We start from the raw sequence: 3,637 nt of genomic DNA, 5'->3' as shown, positions 1-3,637 counted from the left end.
CCAAATTAAAATGCAAATCGTCAATATAGAACGAAATCACTCCAAGTCTATTATGATGTTGTGCAGCGAGAATCTTGATATTTGGAACATTTTCTAAACTTGAAAAAATATAATCAACGATTTCGTGTTCTCGTTTTAGAATATTTTCAACTCCCATTTTTTCCTTTAGTTGAATTGCCAAAGCTGTTTTGATAACCTGCAAAAAACCCGGAGTTCCACCGTCTTCCCTATCCTCGATGTTATCAATATATTTGTGTTCTCCCCAAGGATTCGTCCAAGAAACCGTTCCTCCGCCTGGATTATCAGGAATCAAATTCTGATATAATTTTTTATTAAAAACCAAAACGCCCGAAGTTCCTGGGCCACCAAGAAATTTGTGCGGCGAAAAGAAAATCGCATCTAAAAAACTTTCTGAATCCTCAGGATGCATATCAATTTCAACATAAGGTCCTGAACAAGCAAAATCTACAAAGCAAAGTCCGTTGTTTTCGTGCATCAACTTAGCCACTTTGTGATAAGGAGTTTTAATTCCCGTAACATTCGAACAAGAAGTAATAGAAGCAATTTTGAAACTTCTATCTTTATATTTCTCCAGTAATTTAGCGAGATTTTCGATACTGAATAATCCTTCGTCACTGGAAGGAATCACCTCAACATCGGCAATAGTTTCTAGCCAAGAAGTTTGATTAGAATGGTGTTCCATATGTGAAATAAAAACAATTGGTTTTTTCTCCGCAGGAATAGTAATGAAATCTTTCAGGTTTTCGGGAATTTTCAAACCAAGTATACGCTGGAATTTATTGACAACACCGGTCATTCCTGTTCCATCAGTAATGAGAACGTCGTCTTCGCTTGCGTTTACGTGTTTTTTAATAATGTTTCTGGCTTTGTGATATGCCATTGTCATTGCAGTTCCCGAAACAGTGGTTTCGGTATGAGTATTGGCCACAAAAGGACCAAACTCATTGATTATTTTTTCCTCAATAGGACGATACAAGCGACCACTCGCTGTCCAATCTGTATAAATGATTTTTTTTTTGCCATAAGGCGAAACAAATTCCTGATCTATTCCAATAATATTCTTGCGAAACTGCTGAAAGAAGTGTTCTAATTGGGTCGGCATTTCTTTGGTCATCATTGTAATCTTAATTTTGATTCAAAGATACCTATTTTTAGTAATTGAGATTATTAGAAAATTACAAAGTTGGTTTGTGAGAATCATTTTAACAAAAATACAAGAATTACTTTCCAAAAATTGATTCAATAAATTTTATATTTACCGAATGGCAAACAATACTTCACAACATATTTTAACCACTTCGGCAAATCTTTTGGGGTTTTGTCTTTTTGTTATTACATCATTACATATAGCAAACAAGATAGAAACGCACGTTATTGATGAATTAACTTCTATTATTGCTGTTTTGCTAACTTGCTCTTGCATTTTTTCATTTATTTCCATAAGAACCAAAAGCGTAGAGCGAGAAAATAAATTTGAAACTATTGCTGATTATTTCTTTATTTCTGGACTTGTGGGGATTTTAGTAATTATCTTGCTAATAACAATGAATTATATTAAATAAATGAACTCATTAAACAAACTTCCCGCTATTACCTTATCTTTTTGGATAATGAAAATTTGTGCCACTACTTTGGGCGAAACTGCTGGTGATTTGTTGTCTATGACTTTAAATATAGGTTATGCGGTGAGTTCGATGCTGTTGTTATGTTTCTTTTTTGTTTCGCTATTTATCCAACTTTCTTCAAAAAAATTCCATCCTATAATCTATTGGGCTGTGATTCTTGCAACGAGTACCGCAGGAACCACTATTTCAGATTTTATGGATAGAACTTTAGGATTAGGTTATGCAACAGGTTCATTGATTTTAGTATCACTGCTAGCAATCACACTTGTTATTTGGAAAATTAGCGAAAAAACTTTGGCAGTAACTAACATCACTTCTACTCGTGGAGAACTGTTTTATTGGACTGCTATTTTATTTTCGAATACGCTAGGAACAGCATTAGGAGATTTCTTGGCCGACGATTCAGGACTTGGATTTTCTGGAGGAGCAATTCTAATTGGCAGTTTACTAATTCTAACCATATTGGCTTATAAATTCACCAAGATATCTCACATTATTTTGTTCTGGATAGCATTTGTATTGACAAGACCATTTGGAGCAACCTTTGGAGATTTACTCACAAAACCTTTGGAAAAAGGAGGATTAAACTTTGGAACTATTGGTTCATCTGCAATTCTATTTGTGATTCTTGTCCTTTTGATTGTGGTTTCAATGGTACGAATCAAACGAAAAAAAATTCAAATTAGCTAATTTCTATTCCTAAAAACTTTTTGAATAACTCAACAAAATAGTTTGTTTGTAATAAGGTTTAAACGGTTTTTCTAGGAAATCTCCTTTCAAAATTGCTCGATGTGACAAAGAGACATTTTTAATGATTTTAAATTTTGTAATAAACAAACCATCTAAAGTACCATTAATAGTAGTTTTAGAAAAATAGTCAGACGAAATTCCTAATCGATATTGCATCTCCAACCATTTCTTGTATTTTCTGTCATACCAAATGTTAAGTTCTGCTCCCATTTGTTTATATACAAAAAGATCATAATCACCACTACTTGCATCAAATGTTTGGGTGTAATAACCCGTGTTAGCAATTTGCTGACTTGTCAATCCATAAAGATTCATTGAATAAGGTGAAAATGAAAGTCTAAAATAATCATTGGGTTGGTACTTAATTCCAGGCGAAAGAATTACTTCATAAGGGCTCAAAAATCCCTGTGCTTTTCCAAAATTATTGTAATCTTTAAAATAGCTACCATCAAAAATGGTAAAAACAGAAGTACTTGTTTTGACAATTAAATTAAAATTCCATTTACTGTCTTTGCTCAATGTATAAGAAAAATCGTGAAGTGTGTTTAGCTCATCAGAAACTCTTTGAATGTGATTTACACCAGTTAAACCTGATTTTTGAAGGGAAAGATTCCAATGCAATTCGTTTGTCATTGCAAAACGATTACCTTCTTTATAATAATCTAATCCTAAATCTAAAGCACTAGTTGCTGACAAAGTTTTTTTATCAGAACCAGTTGGAGGATTAAACTCCAATACGTTTGCTAAATTAAAACCAATACTAAATGAAAATTGATATGCTTTTACAGGTTCTTCTAAGGTATCAGCAATAACTTCTGCTTTATTGAAGAGTTTATGTTCGACTAAATTTTTATCATATTTATCATAGATAATAGTATCTACAACTGTTTTTAAAATAGAAGTTTTTATCACTTTATTTTTTGGATTAACAAAAGCATAATTATATTTTGTGTGGGTTGTTTTTAGAATTTTACAACGTATTTCCGTACTGTCTTTCTTGATTATAGCATCAGTTTGAGCTAATAAATTTCCTGAAGAAAGAATAAAAACAAAAGCAAAAACTGCTCTTAAACAAATTGATTTACCAAAAAAATGATTTACCAAAAAACCAAAATGACGAAATAAAAGTAGCGCATTTTTTTTCATACTGACCTATGTAACTTAGTGATAAAAGTGATTTTTTAAGACAAAAAAACAGGAAGCATTGTTACTTCCTGTTTGATTTTTTTGTTTTATTTTTT

4 protein-coding genes are annotated in these 3,637 nt (G+C 32.0%); 2 read left to right on the top strand and 2 right to left on the bottom strand.

The genetic code is table 11. The annotated features are described in order from the left end of the window. Positions 1-1,138: aminotransferase class V-fold PLP-dependent enzyme (locus tag PHC28_RS12685; RefSeq protein ID WP_300101054.1), on the bottom strand; the 1,138-nt coding region annotated here is incomplete at its 3' end. A gap of 145 nt (positions 1,139-1,283) precedes the next feature. On the opposite strand from PHC28_RS12685, the gene PHC28_RS12680 reads away from it, so the two are divergent. Beyond that, positions 1,284-1,583: a hypothetical protein gene (locus PHC28_RS12680; protein WP_300101051.1), complete on the top strand. Its 300-nt coding sequence runs from the start codon at positions 1,284-1,286 to the stop codon at positions 1,581-1,583. Next, complete coding sequence (locus tag PHC28_RS12675; protein WP_300101048.1) at positions 1,584-2,336, top strand: hypothetical protein; 753 nt, start codon at positions 1,584-1,586, stop codon at positions 2,334-2,336. Positions 2,337-2,345: 9 nt separating this feature from the next. Here the strand turns inward: PHC28_RS12675 and PHC28_RS12670 are convergent, their stop codons facing one another. Beyond that, positions 2,346-3,542 (bottom strand): hypothetical protein, encoded by a 1,197-nt coding sequence (locus tag PHC28_RS12670; RefSeq protein WP_300101045.1) that lies wholly within the window; start codon positions 3,540-3,542, stop codon positions 2,346-2,348. Positions 3,543-3,637: the final 95 nt, after the last annotated feature.

It is taken from the genome of Flavobacterium sp. (genome assembly GCF_028712645.1).
Classification (GTDB): Bacteria; Bacteroidota; Bacteroidia; order Flavobacteriales; family Flavobacteriaceae; genus Flavobacterium.
Note: the sequence above shows the minus strand (reverse complement) of the source record. Positions and strands in the feature narration are given on the sequence as shown.

Bases quoted from the DNA above. Each gene is read 5' to 3' on its own strand.
- PHC28_RS12680 (WP_300101051.1), top strand. From the start codon at position 1,284: ATGGCAAACAATACTTCACAACATATTTTAACCACTTCGGCAAATCTT.
- PHC28_RS12675 (WP_300101048.1), top strand. From the start codon at position 1,584: ATGAACTCATTAAACAAACTTCCCGCTATTACCTTATCTTTTTGGATA.
- PHC28_RS12670 (WP_300101045.1), bottom strand. From the start codon at position 3,542: ATGAAAAAAAATGCGCTACTTTTATTTCGTCATTTTGGTTTTTTGGTA.